At 64.1% G+C, this 22,473-nt stretch carries 19 protein-coding genes; 10 read left to right on the forward strand and 9 right to left on the reverse strand.

Features of this window, described 5'->3' with window-relative positions:
• Window positions 1-3: 3 nt before the first annotated feature.
• Window positions 4-555 carry a MaoC family dehydratase gene (locus NMG70_RS15075; protein ID WP_254025269.1) on the reverse strand — a complete coding sequence of 184 codons (552 nt, stop codon included), beginning with the start codon at window positions 553-555 and terminating at the stop codon, window positions 4-6.
• A 256-nt stretch (window positions 556-811) separates the two neighbouring features.
• Between NMG70_RS15075 and NMG70_RS15080 the strand changes: the two genes are divergently transcribed.
• The gene (locus tag NMG70_RS15080) at window positions 812-2,329 is read left to right on the forward strand and encodes a S10 family peptidase (protein WP_254025270.1); all 1,518 of its coding nucleotides are present in this window, start codon (window positions 812-814) and stop codon (window positions 2,327-2,329) included.
• Between the two features lie 88 nt (window positions 2,330-2,417).
• On the forward strand, window positions 2,418-2,999 hold the full coding sequence (locus tag NMG70_RS15085) for a DUF1349 domain-containing protein (protein WP_254025271.1): 582 nt from the start codon (window positions 2,418-2,420) through the stop codon (window positions 2,997-2,999).
• Between the two features lie 31 nt (window positions 3,000-3,030).
• Here the strand turns inward: NMG70_RS15085 and NMG70_RS15090 are convergent, their stop codons facing one another.
• The 3 genes from NMG70_RS15090 to NMG70_RS15100 all read right to left on the reverse strand — a co-directional run bounded on the left by NMG70_RS15090 (window position 3,031) and on the right by NMG70_RS15100 (window position 4,932).
• Window positions 3,031-3,306 carry an AbrB/MazE/SpoVT family DNA-binding domain-containing protein gene (locus tag NMG70_RS15090; protein ID WP_254025272.1) on the reverse strand — a complete coding sequence of 92 codons (276 nt, stop codon included), beginning with the start codon at window positions 3,304-3,306 and terminating at the stop codon, window positions 3,031-3,033.
• 82 nt (window positions 3,307-3,388) lie between these two features.
• Window positions 3,389-3,691, reverse strand: a complete 303-nt coding sequence (locus NMG70_RS15095; RefSeq protein ID WP_254025273.1) for a hypothetical protein — start codon at window positions 3,689-3,691, stop codon at window positions 3,389-3,391.
• 440 nt (window positions 3,692-4,131) lie between these two features.
• A complete protein-coding gene (locus NMG70_RS15100) occupies window positions 4,132-4,932 on the reverse strand; it encodes an IclR family transcriptional regulator (RefSeq protein WP_254025274.1) in 801 nt (266 codons plus the stop codon).
• A gap of 239 nt (window positions 4,933-5,171) precedes the next feature.
• Here NMG70_RS15100 and NMG70_RS15105 point away from each other — a divergent pair, with 239 nt between their 5' ends.
• Genes NMG70_RS15105 through NMG70_RS15120 form a run of 4 tightly spaced genes read left to right on the forward strand, consistent with a single transcriptional unit; the run spans window position 5,172 to window position 9,682 of the window.
• Window positions 5,172-6,224 carry a substrate-binding domain-containing protein gene (locus NMG70_RS15105; protein ID WP_254025275.1) on the forward strand — a complete coding sequence of 351 codons (1,053 nt, stop codon included), beginning with the start codon at window positions 5,172-5,174 and terminating at the stop codon, window positions 6,222-6,224.
• A gap of 19 nt (window positions 6,225-6,243) precedes the next feature.
• Window positions 6,244-7,752 (forward strand): sugar ABC transporter ATP-binding protein, encoded by a 1,509-nt coding sequence (locus tag NMG70_RS15110; protein WP_254025276.1) that lies wholly within the window; start codon window positions 6,244-6,246, stop codon window positions 7,750-7,752.
• The gene (locus tag NMG70_RS15115) at window positions 7,749-8,714 is read left to right on the forward strand and encodes an ABC transporter permease (RefSeq protein ID WP_254025277.1); all 966 of its coding nucleotides are present in this window, start codon (window positions 7,749-7,751) and stop codon (window positions 8,712-8,714) included. Before NMG70_RS15110 ends, NMG70_RS15115 begins: the two co-directional genes overlap by 4 nt.
• Window positions 8,711-9,682, forward strand: coding sequence for an ABC transporter permease (locus tag NMG70_RS15120; RefSeq protein WP_254025278.1), 972 nt, complete (start codon window positions 8,711-8,713; stop codon window positions 9,680-9,682). Before NMG70_RS15115 ends, NMG70_RS15120 begins: the two co-directional genes overlap by 4 nt.
• Here the strand turns inward: NMG70_RS15120 and NMG70_RS15125 are convergent.
• Entirely contained in the window at window positions 9,656-10,597 is a 942-nt protein-coding gene (locus NMG70_RS15125) for an amidohydrolase family protein (protein WP_254025279.1), read from the reverse strand. The genes NMG70_RS15120 and NMG70_RS15125 overlap by 27 nt on opposite strands.
• A 77-nt stretch (window positions 10,598-10,674) precedes the next feature.
• Here NMG70_RS15125 and NMG70_RS15130 point away from each other — a divergent pair, with 77 nt between their 5' ends.
• Genes NMG70_RS15130 through NMG70_RS15145 form a run of 4 tightly spaced genes read left to right on the forward strand, consistent with a single transcriptional unit; the run spans window position 10,675 to window position 14,640 of the window.
• Window positions 10,675-11,994: an alanine racemase gene (locus NMG70_RS15130; protein ID WP_254025280.1), complete on the forward strand. Its 1,320-nt coding sequence runs from the start codon at window positions 10,675-10,677 to the stop codon at window positions 11,992-11,994.
• A gap of 47 nt (window positions 11,995-12,041) precedes the next feature.
• Complete coding sequence (locus NMG70_RS15135) at window positions 12,042-12,386, forward strand: RidA family protein (protein WP_254025281.1); 345 nt, start codon at window positions 12,042-12,044, stop codon at window positions 12,384-12,386.
• Between the two features lie 9 nt (window positions 12,387-12,395).
• Entirely contained in the window at window positions 12,396-13,406 is a 1,011-nt protein-coding gene (locus NMG70_RS15140) for a succinylglutamate desuccinylase/aspartoacylase family protein (RefSeq protein ID WP_254025282.1), read from the forward strand.
• A gap of 55 nt (window positions 13,407-13,461) precedes the next feature.
• Window positions 13,462-14,640, forward strand: a complete 1,179-nt coding sequence (locus tag NMG70_RS15145) for a hypothetical protein (RefSeq protein ID WP_254025283.1) — start codon at window positions 13,462-13,464, stop codon at window positions 14,638-14,640.
• Window positions 14,641-14,758: 118 nt separating this feature from the next.
• Here the strand turns inward: NMG70_RS15145 and NMG70_RS15150 are convergent, their stop codons facing one another.
• The 4 genes from NMG70_RS15150 to NMG70_RS15165 form a co-directional block, all read right to left on the reverse strand.
• Window positions 14,759-18,007: an AfsR/SARP family transcriptional regulator gene (locus tag NMG70_RS15150; protein WP_254025284.1), complete on the reverse strand. Its 3,249-nt coding sequence runs from the start codon at window positions 18,005-18,007 to the stop codon at window positions 14,759-14,761.
• A 170-nt stretch (window positions 18,008-18,177) separates the two neighbouring features.
• On the reverse strand, window positions 18,178-18,885 hold the full coding sequence (locus NMG70_RS15155) for a phosphoadenylyl-sulfate reductase (protein WP_254025285.1): 708 nt from the start codon (window positions 18,883-18,885) through the stop codon (window positions 18,178-18,180).
• 45 nt (window positions 18,886-18,930) lie between these two features.
• Window positions 18,931-20,361, reverse strand: coding sequence for a putative sulfate exporter family transporter (locus NMG70_RS15160; RefSeq protein ID WP_254025286.1), 1,431 nt, complete (start codon window positions 20,359-20,361; stop codon window positions 18,931-18,933).
• Complete coding sequence (locus NMG70_RS15165; RefSeq protein WP_254025287.1) at window positions 20,358-22,439, reverse strand: di-heme oxidoredictase family protein; 2,082 nt, start codon at window positions 22,437-22,439, stop codon at window positions 20,358-20,360. The genes NMG70_RS15160 and NMG70_RS15165 overlap by 4 nt, the downstream gene beginning before the upstream one ends.
• Window positions 22,440-22,473 lie beyond the last annotated feature (34 nt).

A 22,473-nucleotide genomic window follows, 5' to 3' on the forward strand; every position in this document is an offset into this window, starting at 1 on the left:
TGCCTATTTCTCCGTCTTGCCGGCTAAGTCGGCCGGATTGCGGTACTTTACCGTCTGCAGGTGCTCGCAATAAAGCACAAGCTCTCCTTCACCCTTGAAGACTTCGTAGCTGGCGCGGATCAGCCCCATCTCCTTGTATTTCGGTTTCTTGTCGAGGTTGGAGCGGATCGAATAGATCGTGTCGCCGATGAACACCGGCTTGATGAAGCGCAATTTGTCGTAGCCATAGGAAAACGCGTTGACGCAATTGGTGGCAACGAGGCCGAGCCCTGCCGAGAATACGAACGCGCCGGCGACCAGGCGCTTACCGAAAATGCCTTCCGTTTCGGCGAACATCTGGTCCTGCACGTAAGGGTGGATATCGAGCACCAGCGCGTTGAAAAGGTGGCTGTCGCCCTCGGCCATAGTCCTGCGCAGCGAGCGGATTTTCTGGCCGACCGGCCAGTCTTCATAGAACCAGTTCTCCGCGTTCCAGACAGGGAGATCGGCATGGTCCTTCGGCATGTTGGCGGGGTGCGTCGACGCCACGCCAACCGTCGGCGCGAAACAAGTCATGGCAGCATCCAATGGAGGCACGGATCATTCGTCCGAACGCGCCGCGGACCAGTGAACTGCATGATCGATCCTCCCGTCAATCTTCTTTTGTGAATAGTATTTTCACATATGGGGTTGTGGCGCAAGCTGGTCTCGGCGAAATTCGTGCGTTGAAAGCCATCGGTCTTCTTCCAGCAGCGAGGGGCCTGCACGATCCTGTGATTTCGGCTGAGCCATCAGCGTGGTAGCTTCCAGTCGTTTCCGCTGCGGAGTCGCCATGCGTGCCAAGCTGCTAGAAATCACCCTCGCTATGCTGCTGCTGGCTGGCGGCCCTTCAGCCGGCCATGCGCAAGTGGCCGAGCGGCCGTCGCCTTCGGGTGGCGTTCTGTCGCTGCTTCCGCCTCCGCAGATCTCAGATCATTCGATCGTGATCGCGGGACGCACGCTCAACTATCAGGCAAAGGCCGGCACTCTGTCATTGCTATCCGGCAAGGGCGACGTCACCGCGGAAATCTTTCATGTCGCCTACACGCTGCGTCCCGAGCCAAGCCGGGAACCTGATCCCCGGCGCCCGATCACTTTCGTATTCAACGGTGGTCCCGGAGCAGCTTCCGCCTATCTGCACCTTGGCGCGCTCGGTCCACGCGTGATGGCGACAGCGGCCGATGGAAGTTTTCTCCCACCGCCGCAGCGGCTTTTGGACAACTCGAACACCTGGCTCGACATGACCGACCTGGTCTTTGTCGACCCCGTCGGCACCGGTTACAGCCGCGAAGCACCCGGCACCGAAGCACGCAGCTTCTGGGGCGTCAACCAGGACGCCGCCGCGATGGGCGCATTCATCCGGCTCTATCTGGCACAGGCGGGCCGCACAGCGTCGCCGGTGTTTCTTGCCGGCGAAAGCTATGGCGGGTTTCGGGCGGCACTGCTCGCCAAGACGCTCCAGGATGACATCGGCATCAGCCCTCGCGGCATCGTGCTCATCTCGCCGGCGCTCGAATTCACGCTCGTGCGGCCCGACGAGTTCCAGCCGCTTCACTGGGCGCTTGAGCTGCCGTCGCTGGCGGCGGTGCGCCTGCGCAGCGAAAGCGTCACCGGTTCCGAACTGCAGGAGCGGTTGGCCGATGTCGAACGCTATGCGCTCGGCGACTATCTCGTCGCGCTTGCCAGCGGGCTCGAACAGGGCGGGCGTCTGGCGAGCCCGCGCGTTGCCGAAATCACCGGCCTGCCGCTCGAACTCGTCAAACGAAACTTTGCGCGCATTCCCACCGCGCTCTTCGCCAAGGAGTTTGCGCGGGCAAGGGGCAATGTTCTCAGCGTCTATGACGGCACGATCGAAACCGCAGACATCGCTCCGGAAAGCCCAAGGCCCAGGGGTCCCGATCCGGTGCTCGACCGAAGCGTGCCGGCGCTTACTTCCGCCTTTGTCAGCTATGTGCGTGAGGAACTGAAATTTCGCACCGATCTAAGCTATCGGCTCCTCAACCGTGAAATCAGCGGCAGTTGGGATTATGGGACGAGCCCGACGCGTCAGGGCTATGTCGGCGTGATGGACGAGCTTCAGCAGGCGCGCGTATTAAATTCCGGCCTCGGCGTTTTGATCGTCAACGGCTACACCGACCTGGTGACACCCTATCTGGCGTCACGCTACCTTGTCGGCCAGGTTCCTTCGCTTCCTGGCGCAAAGCCCATCCGCGTCGAGCTTCTGGAAGGCGGCCACATGATGTATTTCAGGCCGGAGAGCCGGCGCGCCCTGAGGGAGGCCGCGTCCGAGCTTTACCAAGCGCCGAAATGAAACGGCTGAAGCCGCGTACCAGAGACAAATCCGCTTCGTCGCATGAGCGGCGGATGACGCAACACGAACCGGCGAGACGAGCAAGTCGATGACATCTCAGTCTGCAGAACTGACCTGGCTCAACCCGCCACCGCATCATGCTTTCGGTGACAGCTCCGTGCAGGTGCGGACCGGCAGGGAGACTGATTTCTGGCGCGAGACTTTTTATGGCTTCTGGCGTGACAATGGCCATTTCCTCTACCGGCGGGTCGAGGGCGATTTCAGCGCCGAGGTCACTGTCAAGGGGGACTACAAGGTGCTCTACGACCAGGCCGGTTTGATGGTCCGGCTGAGCGAGACGCATTGGGTCAAGGCCGGCATCGAGTTCACCGACGGGCTCGCCTATTTTTCCGTCGTCGTCACCAATGATGCCTCCGACTGGTCACTGGTCAGCATCCCGGCCGGTCCGGACGGCGTCAGGATCCGGCTTACCCGCCATGCCGAGACAATCCGTGTTCAATATTTTGATGCTTCCGACCACCACTGGAAGCCGGTGCGGCTCGCCTACTTCCCGCCCTCGAAAATGGCCGATGTCGGCATGATGTGCTGTTCGCCGCAACGTGAAGGTTTCGAAGTCACATTCAGCGATTTTTCGGTTGGCCCGGCGATCTCGAGAGAACTCCACGACTGACGCGTCCTGTCAGGGGATCGGGGCGCCGCTTTCACAAAGCACTGTTCCGACAGGCGAATTGCGCGGTCGAAGAAGCTATCGGGGCATTCGCCTCATCCCGGTCGAACTTGAAATCGGCGGGAAGGCGGCCGCGGAAGGCGCGAAGCCGCTTCAGCAATTCCTCGCGCGCAGGTTTGCGCGCGACGCCGAGTCGTCGGACATCGGCGACATGGATTTCAATCTCATCGCCTTCTCTGAGTTCGAGGGCCTCGACCACAACGGCAGGAAGACGGATGGCGAGGCTGTTGCCCCACTTGGCGACCTTCATCACACTCTCCTATGTATATGCGCCATGATATGGGCGCTGCCCAGGCGGCCGACCTTCTGGCCGGCCGATCCAGGCACATCCGTCAGCCCGGGTGCTTGAAGGTTTCGCCAAACCAGTTCCGCCACTTAGGCTCGCCCTCCGCGGCGCGCTGCTCGGCGTCGTCGCCGTAAAGATACAGTGCCATGCTGGGGTTTGCGCTGCCATCGGTATCATAGGTTCCGATCAGGGCGATGCCGGGAGCAGGCGCGTCGATCGTGGTTTTTGTGAACCAGGCAGTGTTGCCGGGACCCGTCGCAATTGCCCGCCACACCTGCTCGGGTGTGCCGGGCGTGATGAACTCCATCTCGACCCAACGCTTTCCGGTTTCGCCTTTCTTGATTGGCATGCGGGACTCCTTTCAGGTTTGGCGTCGCGGGGTCGGGGTCAGGTGCGGTACGACGCCACCCCGAGCCGATGCGGCCGCCCACCAAAGCTCAACCATACTCATTTCCGTATTGACAAAATTTATTGTCAAGACGGGCGTTGATGGCTGGAAAGCGGCTATGGCGCGGCGTTGCGCGTCGCCTGCGCTCGCGTCCCGACGTGGCGCGCCGGCACTATGCCGATCTCAAGACGAGGATTGAGACCCGGGCCGTATTCGAGCCCGGCCATTTTCCCGCGCTCCCTTGGCGAAGGCATCAGGGCCGATTCTTAATCCCTAAAGCGCGTCGCGTTCGACCGACCTCACGCGACGCGCTTAGGTTGTTGTTTTATGCATGTCATTATCGCAAAACCGCTGAACACCCCCGGTCCGCGCCCCGGGGGCATGCTTTTGCGCGACATGCATCAGCTTCCCGCCAACGACAATGCGCGGGCGCGTTCGCACAGCAGGGCAAGCAATTCGCTGCGCCGCGCTTCCGGTGTGTCGACCGGCAATACGAAGCAAAGGGTCTTGTTGATGGCGCCGTGGCCATCGCGGATGGGCGCGGCCATGCACCACGTGAAGCGGTCGGCGAGGGCGGCGGTCTCGCTGAAACCTTGCTGGCGGGCCAGAGCGACATCGCTGAAGAATTCGGCCGGCGCAATGACGCGGCCGTCGGGAAGCTTGTAGTCGCCAGGCGGGATGAAGTCCTTCACCTCTTCCTCGCTCATATGGGCGAGCAGGAGCCGCCCGGACGCCGTCCACGGGATCGGCACCTCGACCCCGACATCGCTTGAAATCCGGAATGGGCCGGAAGAATCCCGGCAATCGAGAACGATGTATTTGTTCCCGCGCAGGCCGCACAATTGCACGGTCTCGCCTGTCTCCGCGGCCATCCTGTCCAGCGTCTCTATGATGCGCCGATAGTGGGCGTTGTGATGCGAATAGGCCCAGCCGAACAGATGCATAGCCCGACCGAAATAGACGTAGCCTTCCGTCCCGACGTTTTCGAGCATTTCGGCTTCGAGCAGGCTGTTGACTATTTCGTAGGTGGTCGAACGCGGTGCGCCGATCATCCTGGCGATGTCGCCGACGCGCATCGGGGCGCGGTGTCGCAAAAGCGCTTCCAGCAGCACGATGACGCGGTCGATACCGCGGCGCCGTTCGCCATGACGCGGCCCGGCGCCGGCTTCCGTTTCGATCAGACCAGTGGCGCCATCGCTCATATCGGCCGCGTCCCCAAAAAATCAATTCGGCCCTCGTCTCAAGGCGCTTGAAAGATGTCAAGGCTCAGTCTAGCATCCCATTTGTCCGATATACAGACACATTGTCTGAAATATCAGACAATAACGAGCCAGGCGCAGAAAGTTCTGACGAGAAAACGGGCGGTTTCCGGATGCGGCAACCGGCGGGTTTTCTCGTCTCGACCCCGCACGTCCAGGCATAACCTCAGAAGGGAACAATCATGACGAAATCATCGTTTTTCGCATCAGCGAGCGCCCTTTGCCTCGGTCTCCTGCTGAGCCTCGGCCCCGCTTCGCAGGCAAATGCCGCCGCCAAATGCATCAAGGGCGACCGCAAGGCGCCGTACACGATTGGCTGGGCCAACATTTATTCCGTGCCGACCTGGATGAAGCAGACACAGGGCACGATCGAGGCCGAAATCGAGACTCTGAAGAAGCAGGGGCTTGTCGACAAGCTTGTCGTGACCGACGCCCAGGGAGACGCCAACGTCCAGATCCAGCAGATCCAGTCGATGATCGATTCCGACGTCGACGCCATCATCCTGATTGCCGGCTCGTCGACCGCGCCGGCGCGTGTGCTGGCGGCCGCCTGCGCCAAGGGCATCGCCATCATCAACTTCGACAGCCTCGTCGACACCGACCAGGTCACAGCCAAGGTCAACACCGATTCCGCTCAGTGGGGCGATCAGGCGGCCAAGTTCCTGATCGACGCCATCGGCGGCAAGGGCAAGATTCTCGTCCTCAACGGCCCGGCCGGCGTTTCGGTCAGCGACGATCGGCGCAAAGGCGCTGACGCGGCGCTCAAGGCCCATCCTGAGGTGACAGTCGTTGCCGAGACCAACACCCCCTACAATGTCGCGCCTGCACAGGAAGCCGTCACCAGCCTGCTGTTCGCCAATTCCGAGATCGACGGAATTCTTTCGCTCGGCGGTGCCTTGTCTGCGGGCGCGGTACTCGCCCTCGACAAGCAGGGCCGCGAACAAGTGCCGATCACCGGCGAGAACGCCCGTCAGTTCCTCGAGCTCTGGAAGGAAAAGGGCCTCAAGAGCTGGGCGACCATGCAGCCGAACTGGCTCGGCGCCTTTGCCACCTACACCGCCGTCCAGGCGCTGGAGGGCAAGGATGTGCCGGCTTTCGTCAAGATCCCGCTGCCGGTGATCGACAATTCCAACATCGATCAGTACCTCGCCCGGGCGGCCGATTTTCCGGCTGACGGCTACATCTATTCGCCCTACGACGAGGATCTGTTCAAGAAGCTGCTGGCTGAACAATAAGCCTGAAAGGTCGCAGAAGTTGGTGGCCACGGCTCCGCTTCTTGCCGCGCGGGGGGTGTCGAAGTCCTTCTTCGGCAACCCCGTCCTGCGCGACGTTTCCATCGCTCTCCAGCCGGGCCGCGTGCATGCGCTGCTCGGCGAGAACGGCGCCGGAAAGTCGACGCTGATCAACCTCTTGTCCGGTGCCTTGCGCCCGGATGGCGGAGCGATCGAGGTCGATGGGCGCCCAGTGTGGCGCATGACCCCCGCCTATGCCCAACAGGCCGGGATCGCCGTCGTCCAGCAGGAACTCAGCCTGACGGCCAGCCTCTCCATCGCCGAGAACATCGGCCTTGGCGCCTATCCGCGCCGGTTCGGTTTGCTCGACTATCCCGAACTCGCCGTGCGGGCCAGGGCAGCATGTGATCTTGTCGGGCTTCGCGAACCGCTCTCGGTACCGGTTGGACATTTGTCGCTTGGCCGCCGGCAGATGGTGGAGATAGCCAAGGCGCTTTACCGCCGGCCGCGCGTTCTCATTCTCGACGAACCCACTTCGTCGCTTTCGGCAACCGAAACGAAAGTCCTGACGGAATTGTTGGAGAGGCTGCGCGGCGAGGGCATCGCTATTCTCTACATTTCGCACCGGCTGAACGAAGTCATGGCACTGTGCCAGCATGTCACCATCCTGAAGGACGGCGCCTGCACGGCGGATCGCAGCCTGGAAGGAACCGACGCCGGCGGGCTGGTACGGCTGATGGTCGGCCGCGACCCCGGCGACCTTTTTCCACAGTGGCAGGCTTCGGTATCGACTGCCAACGCCATCTCGGTTCGCAATTTTTCGGCCGGCCTGATGCGCGACGTCGATCTCGACATCAGGACGGGCGAGGTGCTCGGCATTGGAGGCCTGGTCGGGCAAGGGCAGGAAGATCTGCTGCTCGGCCTCTACGGTGCCATTCCGGCCAGGACGGCATCCGCGACCATCAACGGCGCTTCAAGTCTGCCCAGCGGTGTGCCGAAAGCCAACGCGCTTGGCCTCGCCTATGTCCCGGCCGACCGCAAGCGCGAAGGCCTGCACCTGATCCATTCCATCATCACCAACATGATGCTGCCCGCTTTCGCAAGACTGCCGGCGCTGAAACTGCGCAGCCGCCGTGCCGAGCGCGAGACGGCGAGAGGTCTCGCTGCCCAGCTTGGCATCAAGGGCGACCTCGACCGGCCGGCGCAGGCCCTCTCGGGCGGCAACCAGCAGAAGGTGGCGCTGGCGAAATGGATGCCGCACCACCCGCTTGCGCTTCTCCTCAACGACCCGACGCGCGGCGTCGATGTCGAGACCAAGCGCGAAATCTACATGATGCTTCGCAACTTCGCCGCCGCCGGCAAGGCGGTCGTGCTGCTCAGCTCCGACACACCCGAACTGGTGCACCTTTGCGACCGCGTCGCGGTGGTCCGGGAGGGCCACATCGTTGCCATGCTCGAGCGCGGCGCATTGAGCGAGGAAGCGATCGTTTCCGCCGCGATGGGCGCCGAACAGCGGCAGGTGGCGGCATGAGCACGGTGGGCTCCTCAAGGCAAGCCGGCGCTCTCTACTGGCCGGTTCAGCTGCGCCGCAATGTCGGCGTGCGTGGCCTGTTCGCCGTGGTCATGGCGTTCCTCGTCGCCTATGGCTTCCTGTTTCCCGGCCTGTTTACCGCTTCCGGCTTCGCCAAATTCACCCAGAGCTGGTTTCCACTGGCGCTGGTCGCCATGGCCCAGGCGATCCTCATGCTTACCGGCGGCATCAGCCTGGCCATCGGCGCAATGGTCAGCCTGGGCGCGGTGATCGCCGCGACGACGATGACCGGGCCGCTGGGCGTAGCCGGCGGTGCCACTGCGGTGGCGCTGACCGGTGTCGGCATCGGTGGCGCGACCGGATTCATCGTCGTAAAACTTCGGTTGCCGGCGATCGTGGTGACGCTCGCCGGTTCCTTCATCATCGGCGGTGCTGCGCTGCTCATCCTGCCGAGACCCGGCGGCGCCATTCCGGAGTGGCTGTCGGACCTGCTTGCCGGCAACACGCCCGCGGCCTTCGTGCTGCTGGTGCTCATCGTCCTTCTGTGGAAACTCTATCTCGCCACACCGCTTGGCTTGAGCCTTTATGCCGCCGGCGAGAATCCGGTCGGCGCCTATCGCTCCGGCGTGCCGGTCGATGGTGCGCGGGTAGCCGCCTACGCGATCAGCGGCCTGCTTTGCACAGGCGCCGGCCTGTTCGTCGCCGCGCAAACAGGTTCGGGCGATCCGATCATCGGCACGGCGTTCACGCTGAATTCCATTGCCGCCGCCGTGCTCGGCGGCATCGGCTTCCTCGGCGGTCAAGGCACGATGCGCGGTGCGCTTGCCGGTAGCCTGCTGCTCAGCCTGATGATCAGTGTGATGTTCTTCCTCGGCTTCACGCCGGTCGCCCAGTATGTCGCCCAGGGCCTCATCATCATCGGGGCGGTCGCCATCCCGCAATTCCGCAAGGTGCAGCGATGACAGCATGGAAAGAGACCGTGGGCGGCAGGCGCGCTCTGACAATCCTGCGTAGCCGGCCCTTTCTCACCGTTGCCATCGTTGCCGCGGTGTGGATCGTGGCGAGCTTCGTCTCGCGCGGCTTCGGCGCCTATGGCCATTTGCGCTATCTGGTCGAACTGGCCGCGGTGATTGGCCTGGTTGCGGCGGGGCAGACCTTTGTAGTCATTGCCGGCGGCATCGACCTTTCCGTCGCGGCGATCGTCACGGTGAGCGCCGTCAGCCTGCCGCTGCTGTCGTGGCAGGCGGATCCGACCGGGCTCACCGCCGTCCTTGCCGTCCTTGCGCTGACGACGACAATCGGTCTGGTGAACGGGCTGGGCGTGGCATTGTTGCGCGTTCATCCCATGATCATGACCCTGGCCATGGCGACATTCCTGCAGGGCCTGCTGATCATCATCGCCGGCGGCAGCGCCGTGACCGCCGAGAACCCGCTGGTCCGCTGGATCGGCAATGCGCGGCCGGCCGGTATACCCGCAGGCGTGCTCTTGTGGGTGGCCGTCTCCGTGATCGTTCTGGCCGCAATGCATGCCACATCCTTCGGCGCTCGGCTCTTCGCCATGGGCGCCAACCCGCTCGCCGCGACACTCTCCGGCGTTCCCTTCGCTTCGACAACCCTGGCGGTCTACGGCATCAGCGGGTTCACTTCCGGGCTTGCGGGCGTGCTGGTGCTCGGCATGAACGGACAAGGCTATGTCGGGATCGGCGATCCCTATCTGCTCGCCTCGATTGCGGCCGTCGTGCTCGGCGGCACCTCGATCCTCGGCGGGCTCGGCACCTATGCCGGCACCATTCCCGGCGCCATCCTGCTGGTCACGATCACGGCTCTGATCACCGTCGTCAACGCATCGCCCGGCTGGCGCAGCATCCTTTTCGGTTCGCTGATCCTGGGGCTGCTGCTTCTCTCAGGCAGGGAGCAGGCCCGCCGATGACATATCGTCCAGCCGGTAGATGCGCCTTGCATTGCCGAAGAACAACGCCGTCTGCTCGTCTGCGGAAAGCTCCCCGGAAATGGCCTTGAAGCTGTCATATACCGCATCGAACGACGCGTGCAGACCGGCCACCGGGAAGTCACTGCCGAACATCGCCCGCTGCGTGCCGAAACAGTCGATGCAATGCATGACAACCGGCTTCAGGCTGTCGAGCGTCCAATCATGATCGTAGGCGACCAGATCCGATATCTTGATGGCGACGTTGTCGCGCTCCGACAAAAGCCGAAGCGCTTCGCGCCACGCCCGCATTCCATCGGCGTCACGGTCGATCGGGCTGCCGCAGTGGTTGAGAACAAAGAGCTGGTTCGGATAGGCCGCTGCGAGGCGCGCGGCACCGGCGAGCTGGCGCGGAAACACCATCAGATCGAAAATCAGCCGATGGCCGGCAAGCAGCGCCAGGCCGGCGCGCCAGGCCGGATCGTCCATGATGCCGTCATGGGCAGCGAAACGGCGGGCAGGATCTGGATCCCAGCTCAGTATGTCGCGCACGCCGACGACACGGTCGAATGCCGCCTGCGCCTCGACCAGCGCCGGGGCTTGGCGGTTCGCCAGAGGAACGTGTACGACGTAGCGGGCCGCCACGCCCTGCGACTTGCCGAGCGTTTCAAGCCACCGCGTTTCGCCGACGCAGTCGTCCCCGGCCCAACCGGCTTCGACATGGACGGTGGCGACGACATTGTGCCGGCTGGCGTCGCGCAAATAATCCTCAGGAAGATAGTTTCGCCGCAACGGGCCAAGCTCGCCCATGCCGCCGCGCTCGCCAGCCGTTGTGGCGAGCCACGGGTGGCGGCCGAGGCCGAGATCCCAAAGATGATGGTGGGCATCGATGATCGGTCCGGAGTAAGGCTTTGACACGCATCTCTCTCATGCTGTGGCCGGCATCGGAAATCGATCCGGACTTCGTCCTGCGAACGCGAAAGGACTAGCATCGGATGACCGAAAACTCACCCGTACCGGCGCTCGCGACCCGTGAAAATTTCCTGCTCGACGATCGCATCCGCGGCGTGCCGCCCGGCACCTTCGGGCTGGACAGCAGCCTTGTCGCATTTCAGCGCTGGCATCCGGCTGATGGGCGCATGTCGTTGCCGGTGCTGACCCTCGACGAGGAGGCCTTCATCGCCAATCGTGACCTGTTTCTGCGCTACGCGCGCGAACAGGGCGCCATGGTCGCGCCGCATGCCAAGACCCCGATGGCGCCCGACCTTGCCCGATCGTTGGTAGAGGCCGGAGCATGGGGAACGACCGTCGCGGATATCAGACAAGCCGCGGTGATGCTCAGGGCCGGCCTCACACGGCTGATCATCGCCAACGAGGTTGGTGGATCAGGCGGTGCGAACCGGCTCGCAGCGCTGGCTGGCGCCTGGCCAAGCGTCGAGCTCTTCGTCTTCGCCGACTCTATCGCCGCCGTGAATGCGCTCGCCGAAGCCTGGCGGGCCAATGCAATGCTGCCGCCGTTGCGCGTGCTCGTCGAACTCGGTGCGGGGAGGGCGGGCGCGCGGACCACTGGCGAAGCCGAGGCGATCGCCGATGCAGTTGATGCAGCCGGCGGACGGCTGCTGATTGCCGGCGTTGCGAACTACGAAGGTGCCGCGGCGCAACCCGACCCCGGCCGCACCGAGGAGGTGATCTCGGCTCTGCTGGCGATGACCGCCGACATGTTCCTGCGGCTGCGCGCCCGCGTCGGTGGCGACGTGCCGCTGATCGTCACGGCCGGCGGCTCGGTATTCTTCGACAAAGTGGTCGCCGCGCTTTCGCCCGCCGTTTCCAGGGACGGCAATGTGACGCTGGTGTTGCGCAGCGGCGCCATCTTCTTCCACGACCATGGTATCTATGATCGCTCGCTTAGCGCACTTGACGCCCGCAACGGCTTTGTGGTCGGCGGCGTCAGCGTTTCCGCACGACATTCGTTTCGTCCGGCTTTGCGCCTGTGGGCCGAGGTGCTGTCGCGGCCGGAGCCCGGCCTGGCGATCTGCGGCATGGGCATGCGCGACGTGTCGTTCGATCAGGGCTTTCCGATGGTGCTCGCGGTCTTCCGGACCGGCAAGCCACTGCCGGAAGCGCGCGCCGACGTCTTCAAGCTGAACGACCAGCACGCCTTCCTGACAATCGCGCCGGGCGACGACATTGCCGTTGGCGACATCATTGAATTCGGCATCTCCCATCCCTGCACCTGCCTCGATCGCTATCGCGTGATCTTCGGCGTCGACGCGGCCGGGCATGTCCGCCACGCCTTTCCCACCTATTTCGGCTGATCGGATTTTGTGGCGGCGGCCCCAAGAGAACCTCGAAAGGATCCAATATGATCAAGTACTTCCAGTCCGGCTCCCGCATGTCGCAGGCGGTCGTCTATGGTGGCCTCGTCCATATCGCAGGCCAGGTCGCCGACAATCGCAAGGCCGGCATCGAAGGCCAGACCAGCGATGTGCTCTCAAAGATCGAGGCGCTTTTGGTCGAGGCCGGCAGCAGCAAGTCGAAGCTTGTGGCGGTCAACATCTTCCTGCCGCAGATCGGCGACTTCGACGCCATGAACAGCATCTACGATGCCTGGGTGGAGCCTCAACGCCTGCCGGCGCGGGCCTGCGTCGAGGCGCGTCTCGCCGATCCCGACCTCCGCATCGAGGTCACAGCGATCGCCGCCATCTGAGTCTCCACCATGCACACCGGACTCACCCATACGCTCGACTTCGACCGGGACGGCAAGACATCAGGCTATCTCAGTATTCCCTTCTCGATAGACCGTTCGCCCTATTTCCAGGTCAAGATCCCGATCTGCCTCATACGCAACGGTGAACGGCCGTCGCTGCTTCTGATGGCCGGCAATCACGGTGACGAATATGAGGGCGAGCTGTCGCTGGCAAAGCTGATCCGCCGGCTCGATCCCAAGCGGATCAAGGGCCGCGTCACCATCCTGCCGATGGCGAACGCACCGGCGGTCATGGCCGCCAAACGCTGTTCGCCGCTCGATGGCGGCAATCTCAACCGAGCCTTTCCGGGCGATCCGTCGGGCACACCGACAAGCCGTCTTGCCAGTTTCCTCGAGACGGAACTGTTCCCTCGCCACGACGTCGTCTTTGACATCCATTCGGGCGGCACCTCGATGGAACATCTGCCTACAGCACTCGTCGAGCGCAATACCGAACCCGACCGCCACAGGCGCGGGTTGGAGTTGATGCGGACGCTCGGCATGCCGTATGGGTTCGTGGCCGACAATGGTCAGGCCTCGCCGACCTCGATGGGCGCAGCCCGCCGGGCCGGTGCCATTGGCGTCAGCGGCGAGTTCGGCGGCGGCGGCACCGCAACAGTTGATACGATGGCGATTACCGCTCGCGCGATCGACAATCTGATGGTCGCCGTTGGCGTGGTCGAGGCGCCGGTTCTTTCGCCGGAGTCAAAGCCTTCGGCGCCGACGCGAGTGCTCTCGCTTTCCCGGCACGGTCAGGGCCTGTACGCCACCCGCCGCGGCTGGTTCGAACCCGCCGTCAGGCTCGGCGACGGCGTTAGCGCCGGACAATTGGCCGGCTGGTATCACGACCTCGAACGACTCGATCTTGCCGAGGAAGCCCTGCATTTCGCCGAAGGCGGCATCGTACTTTCGCGCCGGCTGCACACGATGTGCGAGGCGGGAGACTGCCTGTTGCAGGTCGCCGAACCGGTGGAAGGCTGACGGGAAACCAATCGCGTTTGCTCACGGCGCCATTATAGAAAACCGAGGAGATTTCATGCAGCTTTCGATGTGGACCTACCCCTGGGATGTCCAGGATCTGGGCTTGGAAGCCGTCGAACGCGATCTCGTCGAGCGCGCCGGGCTCAACATGATCAGTCTCGCGACCTCCTATCACGCCGGTCGCTTCCTGCAGCCGCGCAGCCCGCGCCGCAAAGCCTATTTCCCGGAGGACGGCACGATCTACTTCAAGCCAACCGCCGCCCGATGGGCCGATCTCGTGATCCAGCCGAAGGTCGCCGACGTGATCACGGAAGGCGGCGACGTTCTGGCCGAACTTATCCAACGGCGCGAGGCAGGCGGCCTCCAGGTGTCGTGCTGGACGGCCTGCCTGCACAATACCCGCCTCGGCATGCTTTATCCGCAGGCCGTCACCCGCAACGCTTTTGGCGATCCCAATTATTACAATCTGTGCCCATCGCATCCGGATGCGCGCGCTTATGTCCGCGCGCTCGTCGCCGACGTTACGCACACTTACAAGCCGGACAGAATCGAACTTGAAAGCCCGTCCTTCATGGGCTTCGCCCATGAATACCATCACGAGAAGGATGGTGTCGGGCTGACGCCGGAAGACGATTTTCTTCTGTCGCTGTGCTTCTGTCCGTCCTGCCTCGCCCGCGCCGCTGCTGCCGGCATCGAAGGCCAGGCGGCGCGTGAGCTCGTCAAGCAGTGGATAGCCGAGGCGTGTGAGCGCGCGGTGCCTGAACGGCGCTTTCCAGAATTTCCCGCAAGTGGCCTCGACACCTTTCTGCCCTGGCCGCAACTCCACGCCTATCTGTTGCGGCGGTTCGAGCCGGTGACCAGCCTTGTCGCCGAACTGCGCGAGGTTGCCGATCCGGGGACACGTGTCCTCGTCATCGACCTGAGAAACGGCTGGCTCGGCGGCTGCGATCTAGCAGCGCTCGGCAAGGTCTGCGACGGGGCGATCCTTTGTGCCTACGACATGCAGGCCAGCGACGTGACGGGCCTGATGGCGGCTGGCCGCACCGCGCTCGGAGCAGAGAAATTCCTAGGCGCCGGTTACCGGCTCTTCTATCCGGAAATGGCAGGCCCTGAAATCCTCGCCGCCAAGGTGAAGCCGGCGCTGGCGCCGGACGTCGACGGTATCAATTTTTACAATTACGGCCTTGTCCCCGCCGCACGACTCGATTGGGTGCGTGCAGCACGACCTGTCTGAACAAAACGATCCGTGTGCCGCCGTCTAGCTGTTAGCAAACATCCTGCTCGGAGCTTGAGGGGTGGCTGCCAGAGCGACGATAGCCTGGTGTTTCGCCAGACAGCGCAAAGCACCGTCTTCAGCGCGTGTGCCGCACAAGATAGGGTTCGACCAAGGCGCGTAATTCCGCAGCGGGCGCCGCTTCGCCGGCAGCACGCAGCGCCCGTTCGTAGCGTGCATAGTCGTCGACCGCGCCTTCGAAATCGCGGCGCGACAGCCGCTCCCTGATCAGCGCCTTGCAGACGGGTCCGGCATCCGGATAGAGGTCCAACGCCCTCAGATAGACCGAGCGCGCTTCCTGGACGTTGCCGGTTGTCTCCAGCCGCTGGCCGATCCGCAATCCAAGATCGATCAGATCGCGACGCACTTTTTCGGCGGCGGCGAGCGACCAGAAGCTGGCTCGCTCGTGCAAAAACAGCGGACCGGGGAATGCGAGGAACAGCGCTTCCGCTTCCGGTCGCAGCCCGGCCGCCTCGCCATTGGCTGTCGTCACGGATTTGAGCCGTCGATCCCAGTCGGCGAGGTCGACCCAGACCTTGTCCGACGCGAGGCGAAGCTTGCCTTCGCGCTGGACGATGAGGTCGATCCGCCCGAGCAGCCTGCGCAGCCGATGCAGCGCCTGCTCGCATGCTGCCCGCGCCTGGTCGCCGTCGAGGTCGGGCCACAGCCAGTCCTGAAGGGTCTCCAGGGAGCAGGTGTTGTCTTTCGAGATCGCCAGTACCCGCAGGATGTCGAGAGCCTTCGTCGGTGGCTTGGCGCCGAGATTAAGAGGGTTTCCATCGAGTTCGAGCCGAAAGCCTCCGAGGACGTGGACCTTGAGCGGCCATGGCCAGGCGGTGGGCCGCCGTTGCGGCGCGTCCAATCGGCGTTCCCGGATAAGCGACCGGCAAAGCTTAGGCTCGATGCCGCGCTCAAGCGCATCGCCAAGCAGTTCGGCGAGCAATTCCGGAACGTTGAGGAGCACCATTGGCCAGGCGATGTCGCGCAGCGCCTCCATAAAGACCTTCAGCCGATCGCCGTAACGTGGATCCTGGTCCCACAGGCTCTCCAGCGCGGCCGCCGCAAGAATGCATATCTCGGTTCGCTTGCGGGCGCCGCCGTCCAGCCGCGGCAGCAGGTCGCTGAGTAGCGCGGCGGCTTCGCGCGGCTTCCTGTCGGCGAGCAGCACCTGGAACTTCGTGATGTAGTGCGCCCAGCGCTCGACCATCGGCTCGTTGGCGGCCTCGCTCGCCGCCATGAAGCGCTCGCAATCCTCATAGGCCGCCGCGAAATCGCCTTGCCTGGCATGAAGCGCGGCATAGCAATTGGCGACGATGGCGACCTGTGTGCTGAAACGGCTGTCGGCGATCTCGGCGAGGCGTTCGACCACCTGGTCGAGCTCGGCAAAGTCGTTTCGGAACTTCATCTGCATCTGAAGATGATACAGGCCACCGAACTCCACACCCTTGAGCGACTCGCGCTCACCGATGGCGATCGCCTCGCGCAACGCCGCTTCGGCCGACGAGTAGGGAAAACCCCGTCTCTTATACGGGAAGTAACGGCCACTCTTGGCGCCAAACTCGACCAGCCACATGCCGAGGACCCAAGGCAGCACATCCTTGTCGCTCAAATCCTCGACAATGCTGTCGACCGCCTTCGTGAACAGATCCGCCCGCATGATCGATACCGAATGCTCGATCAGCGTTTCGCTGGCAAGCAGCCGCAAGCCGCTTGGGTCGTGCTCGGGATTCCGGGTCAGCCGCTCCAGCAGTTCCGTTTCCAGCGCTTGCCCAGCCGGGCTGTTGCGGTAGTATTCATCGCCGAAGTTCAGCGCCCGCACCATGCCGATGCGCACCAGCATCGCTTCCTCGGAAGGCAGTTCCGGCAGGCCGCGCTCGATGATTTCGAACGCCCGGCGGGTCCAGGCCGAAAGACCCTCATAGGTGCGCCAACTGTCCGTCTTGACCAGAACCGCTCGCGACACCGTAAGACATAGCCCGCGTTGATCGTCGGCCTCGCCAAAGGCATGCCATGCCTTCGACAGCCAGTGCTCTGCCGCGGCGTCGTTCGGCATGTGGGCCACGCCCAGCCAATAGAAATGCCAGCCGTTCATGAACGCTTCCGGCAACCGGCCGACCCATTCGATGAAGGTCGTTCGATGTCCCTGCGCCAGCACGGCCTCCGCCCGGCTCAGCATGAGCCCGCTCGCTTGGTCCCAGTCCTCTGCCTGCAAGGCGAGGTGTATGGCTTCGTCATAACGACCGGCGTCGGCGAGCACCTTTGTCGCCCTTTGTTTGAGCGACTTCTGCTCTTCTGCCGTCACACGCTGTGCGAAGCGTCGGTCGAGGAAGTCCCGCAAGAGGTCGTGCAGGTGGAAAACGTCGCGGCTGTTTTCCGTTCGCGTGACCAGCAATTGCCGCTTGTAGAGCCTGTCGAGCAGCTTGCCCGCTTCGCCCGACCCGATCATCACGTCCGCCAGTTCGGTGCTGATCTCGGGCAGCAGATTGAGTTTCAGCAGCATGTCCTGATCGGCGGCGGAGAGGGAAAGGAAGAAATGGCGGCCGAGAACGTCCGACAGCGCATTCTGCCCGCCGGCTGCTGTCCCGCTCGTCTCGTCAGGTCCGACCGCCGAGCCGTGATCGGCGAGGAGAACCAGCCCGATCGCCCAGCCGCGCGCCGCTTCGACATCGACTGGAACGGCGCCGTTCCTCGACCGCAGCTTGACAAAATCGCGCGCTTCCGATGTCGAGAATTCGAGCGCCGATCGATCGATAACGGTCACTTGGCCCTTGAGAACGAGATCGCCCAGTTCGTCGTGGGGCAGCGTGCGCGAGACGCAGATGCAGCGGACCGTTTCAGGAAGCTCACGGAACATCACGGAAAGCACCGCCCGGAATTCGGGCGTGTCGGCGTCCTGCAAATCGTCGAGGACCAGTATGGTGCCGGGCTTCAACCGCGCGAAATAGGCTCTGAAGAAGCGCCTGGCGAACTCCTTCGGTTGCTCGGCATACTCGACGCCGAAGACGGGCATGTTCCCAACCGCGGGCGAGGCGAGTGACTGCGCCAGATATTGAAAGAAGCGCGCGATATCCTGGTCGCCCTCGTCGATGCGGAACCACACATGCGGTGCCGCGACGCTTTCGAGGTAGTCGATGACCGCCGTCGTCTTGCCGTAGCCGGCCGGCGCGGCCACCCAGCATACGCTCGAACGCGATTTCAGACCGATCGCTTCGAGAACGCGGTTCCGCCTCAATATCCTGGCGCTGCGCGGCGCCGCCAGCTTGGCGATCCGGCCTGTGCCCGAGAGTGGGCGCCTCGCATCGGCGTCAATGGTGTCTAGGGCGGTCATCGGGGCTCCCGCTCGACCAATATCGAGCGTCAGGTCGTGCCGTGATGACCGTCCCGCCGCCCAGATTGACCTTAGGGTAGCGCAATCGTGCGACAATTCGTAGGGGCTTGGCAGATGAAGCGGCAACGGCCGAGTGCAAGCGTCGATTGGATGCCTGCGCGACCTCGAAATCAGGCGGCAGACGCGGCCGAATTGCGAGCGGCAATGGGCGACCGGTGAATCCCGCACTCCACCTTCGACAGTCCGCTCCAGCGACCCGCGCGCGGATTGTCCGCGCTGCCGCACGCGACCGTGCACGGCGCGCACCCGATCGAGAGATAGCCCTTTTCGAGCAGCGGATGCCGGGGAAGATCATAGCGATCGAGATAGGCCTCGATCTGCTGGCGGGTGAAGCGGGCAAGCGGATCGATCTTCAGGCGTCCGTCAGTTTCCTCGAGCGTCGCAACATCTGCGCGAAGCCCGCCATGATATCGCTTGCGACCGGAAATCCAGGCCTTGAAGCCAGTCAGCGTATTTTCGAGCGGCAGAACCTTGCGGATCTGGCAGCACCGGTCCGGATCGCGGCGGTGCAGCGATCCGGCGCCGTCGAGCGCCCGCAAGACATCCGTTTGAGGTGTGACGACGCGCAGATCGGTGAGGCCGAGCAGAGCCGTCAGCTGCGCGCGATAGGCGATCGTTTCCGAAAACAGCTTTCCGGTGTCGAGCGTGATGACGGGGAGCGACCGGTCGATCGAGGCCGCCATGTGCAGCAGCACCGCGGATTCCGCGCCAAACGAGGACACGAGCGCTATGTTTCCGCAAAACACGTCGCGGACCAGCGGCGCCAGCAGGTCGGGTCCGTCGAGATGGTTCAGCTTTGCGATGACGGCTTCATACATGGCAGTTCGGCCGATCAAAAACGGTGGTGGCGTGATAAAGCCGCATCATAGCTTCGCCACGAAATCGAGGAGCGCCTGGCGATCGGTCTCGTCCAGGTCGAAGAAGCGGTCGCGCACGATCCGCGCCGTGCCGCCATGGGCGAAGACGGCGTCGCGCAGCGTGGTCGCGCGGCCGTCGTGCAGGTAGCGGTGGCGCAGGCGGATGCCGACGAGCGGCGCGGTCCGCCATTCGGCGCCGATAGCATCGCCCTGGGCGATCTTGTCGTCGAGCGCCGGCCCCATGTCGTGCAGCAAAAGGTCGGAGTACAGCTCGACTTCGCCGTTGGCGCCCTCCAGCGCCGGCACATGGCATTTGGCGCAGCCGACCGAGGCGAAAAGCCGTCCGCCAGGGCTGCCGAGCATTGCGCTTTGGCGCGATGAGGGTGACGCGGCCAGGAAGGTCGCCGAGAACGGGATCAGCGCAGCATAGGCCAGGGCCGCCGACAGAGCCACCCCGACGAAACCGACGCCGATCAGGCGCCAGGCGCCGCCGGCCTCTCCGAGCCGGCCGACCCGGGTGGTGATGCCGAGCGCAATCATCACCATCAGGAACAGGAACTGGTCGACATCGAGGATGACGCGGCGCAGTTGCGGATTGAGGGTGATCTCCGAATTGAGCATCACCACAGCGATGAACGCGACGATGAACCACGGGAACGGGATTGGCGCGGCCTCTTGCGCCTTGTTGCGGCTGCGAAACACCAGGCCGGCGGCCAGCAGAAGCGGGACGAGCATCAGCACTTTGCTGAGCTTGACCAGTGTGGCGGTGTTCAGCGCGTCGTCGGAAATGGCGAAGGAGGCGCCGTAGACCTGCGCCAGCTCGAAAATGCTCGCCCCGACGAACACGCCATAGAGGCGGTCGTCGAGATGCGGCAGCCAACCGCCCAGAAACATGACCGGATAGGCGAGCAACGCCACCGTGCCGCTCAGCGTGATCAAGGCGATGGCGATGCCGGCGCTCTGGTCGCGTGCACGCACCAGCGCGGCCATGGAGAGGATCGCCGCGGCGCCGCAGACGGCGCTGCCGACCGCGACAAGCAGCGCGATCTCGGCGTCGAGCCTGAACAGCTTGCGCGCGATGGCGTAGAGCAGCGTCAGCACCAAGATCAGCTCGATGGCCGCCACTGCAAGCGGCATGAACCCCAAATCCAGGAACAGCCGCGTCGTGATACGGAAGCCGACCAGCACCACGGCGAGCCGCAACAGATAGCGCTTGGTGAAGTCGAGCCCCGGGCGCAAGGCGTCCGGACAGGCGAAGCTGCTGCCGATCAGCAGCCCGAAGAGCATGGCGACCAGGACCGGGTTGCGCGACAGCGGCTCGCCCAGTCCGCCGGCGATCCAGCCGGCGGCAAGGGCGAGTGCCGCAGCAACGATGACGCCAGGCAAGACCGGGCGCATTTTTTCCGGCGCATGGGAGAGCGTCAGGGCGAGGCTCATGGCTTTGCCCCATCGGGCAGGCGCAGCGCTCGCAGATAGGAAGCGACCGCCTCGATCTGTGCGGAATCGTCTTCGATCGGCTGTGCGCCCGCCTCGCGGCTGACACTCGGGCCGGTGACGCCGAGTTCGTTTGCGAAAGCGTTCGCCACCATGTCTTCGAGAGTGGCTACATCAGCCTTCCAGCCATATCGGCCGACCCGCGATGCGCCCTGGCCATCGACGACATGATGGGCGCGGCCTTTGATGCCGTCGCCCTTGCTGACCGCCTGCGCTTCGATGACGCTGTCGGGTATTTCGTCGATCCTGGCGATACCGTAGAGAGCGAGCGGCATGCGCAGCGAAATCACGTTGGCCTGGCGCGGCATCGCCGCCGGCACGGTCGCGTTGCTGGCGCCCCCGTCGAGTGTATAGCGCCTGGCGACCGGACTGTTGGGATGGTCGATTGGAACCGTGCGTCCGGACCCCGGATCCATATGGGCTATCCTGCGCGCAAAATGGCTTTCGTCGGTGCTTGCGCCGCCGGGACCGGGGTGGCAGGCCACGCAGGACATTGCGTTAAACAATGGGCCAAGGCCCATGCGCCGCGTGTAATCGGTCTGGAACACCTGTTTTCCGCGCGCCGCAAGATTGGCGTCGGCGGCAGCGCTCTGTGTCTCCTGCGTCGCTGCCGCCGCGCCGTGCTCGTCGAAGGCCCCAACCTCGACGAGCGCCCCTTCGTGGCCCGGAAATCCCGGAACCTCGCCGCCAATCGTTATCCAGATATGCTGTGCGTCCGCCGACGTCGCAATCGCGCGAAGGCGATCGGCTCCCAAAGGGCCGACCCCTGGAACCTCGATCGTCGCCCGGGCGAGAAGCCGGCCGTCCTGGCTCAAGCGCAGCAATGAGCCGTCGCCGCGATTGGCGACGAACAGATCGGACCCGCCGGCGAGCGTCGTGTGGCTCGAGAATTGCGGATTGGCGATCTCGGGAATTGCGGCGGCGACGTCGACCGGACGGTCGAACTGCGGCAGCGAGATCGTGCGGGTCCTGGCGACCGTGAAATGCCGCCGGTCGTCCTCCAATTCAAGCAGCACCAGTCGGTCACGCCCCGGATCGGCGATGTAAAGAGCACGGTCCGGGTTCCACTTGAAGGCGAGGCCGATGACGCCGGGATCGTCGCCGATGCCCCGGCCGGCGCTCACCGTGCCCCGGGCGGCCAAGCCGTCGACGCCGTCCTGGACATGGATTTGAACCACGCCACCATCCGCGGTGACCGCGGCGAACACGGCAAAGCCGCTGCCGTCGGGCGAGGGACCGAGAAAAGCCGTTCCGAGCGCGCCCGTCTGCATTCCGCCCGATGTCAGCTGGCCGCTTGCCTGATAATTCAGCAGCTTGCCAAGCCAGCCGCTGGGCTGTGCTTTCGGCGCCTGCTCGCGATCGGTATGCCGGCCGGCGAACACGCCGCCGGCCTCGCGGCTTGGCGCGTTGGCGAGCGGCGCACCGTCGGGATCGATGACGGTGACGCTGCCCTCGCCAGCCAATCCGTTCGGCGCGTTAGCGATCCAGGGTCTTCCGAAGGCGTTGTTGATCGAAATGTATCGCGGTCCGGATGCGGCTGCGAGGCGCGCGGTTCGAGCTCCGGCATTGTATCGCCGGTTGAGAAACCGTTCGCTCTGCGCCGTGTAGAGCTGAACCCTCGCATCTCCGCCGTTGCCGGTGAGATCTTGCGGAACGATAATGGTGCCACCCGACTTGCCGGCGCGCGGATCGATGGACAGGATCGCCCCGACCTCAAGCGCTGGATCGTCCGCTGGTGCGCCGAAATTGCTGCCCACGGCGACGAGGACCCTGAGTGGATCGAGCATCCGCCCTTCGCGCGTCGCCATAAGGAATTCCGGATTTCCCGGTATCGGCCCGCCGACATGAAAGCGCCCCACCTCGCGCACGCCGGCCACGTCGGGCAGCCCGACGGCAACGATACGAGCGTTCAGGCGCCAATCGGGAGGCTGATCTCCCGCGAACGCCCAGCTTGGCAACAGGCTGAGAAATATCGCCGTGGCCCTCGACAGCATCCGGCGTAAAGAAATGCCCGACAGCACGAAGCATCTCCGGGCCCGATGAGTCCCGACGGAG

The sequence above is a fragment of the Mesorhizobium ventifaucium genome, assembly GCF_935822925.1.
Taxonomy (GTDB): Bacteria; Pseudomonadota; Alphaproteobacteria; order Rhizobiales; family Rhizobiaceae; genus Mesorhizobium; species Mesorhizobium ventifaucium.